This is a genomic window from Shewanella sp. SM69 (assembly GCF_025653985.1).
GTDB classification, from domain to species: domain Bacteria; phylum Pseudomonadota; class Gammaproteobacteria; order Enterobacterales; family Shewanellaceae; genus Shewanella; species Shewanella oncorhynchi.
On record NZ_JAKKRV010000058.1, the window covers coordinates 1 to 651 of the forward strand.

General features: G+C 59.4%; 1 protein-coding gene. It reads right to left on the minus strand.

The genetic code is table 11. The annotated features are described in order from the left end of the window. A partial coding sequence (locus L5M37_RS24065; protein ID WP_263201920.1) for a VCBS domain-containing protein occupies positions 1-651 on the minus strand: 651 nt, incomplete at both ends.

Consider the following 651-nt stretch of genomic DNA (forward strand, 5'->3'; position numbering starts at 1 on the left):
CGGCACTGGTGACCGTGATGTCACGGGTCAGGGTTTCACCCGCCTTGAGTGACTGCACGTCGCTGTGGCTGTTGTTTAAGGTGTAGGTCCAGTTACCGTCGGCATCAATGCTGAAGAAACCGTAGTTGCCATCGGCGACATTGGTTTGCACTTGGAAGACCGCTTCGCCGTTGTCGACGTCGGTGACGGTTAAGGTGCCAGCCACCGTTTGTACTGTGCCTGGCAGGGTGTCGGWATCGCCGTCTTCGGTGACGGTGCCRGCATCGCTGTCGCCGTTACCGACCGTRATGTCAGCGGGATCGTTCGCGCCGACAATGGTGATGGTCACGGTGTGGCTGGCGGTGCCATCGGCACTGGTGACCGTGATGTCACGGGTCAGGGTTTCACCCGCCTTGAGTGACTGCACGTCGCTGTGGCTGTTGTTTAAGGTGTAGGTCCAGTTACCGTCGGCATCAATGCTGAAGAAACCGTAGTTGCCATCGGCGACATTGGTTTGCACTTGGAAGACCGCTTCGCCGTTGTCGACGTCGGTGACGGTTAAGGTGCCAGCCACCGTTTGTACTGTGCCTGGCAGGGTGTCGGAATCGCCGTCTTCGGTGACGGTGCCGGCATCGCTGTCGCCGTTACCGACCGTGATGTCAGCGGGATCGT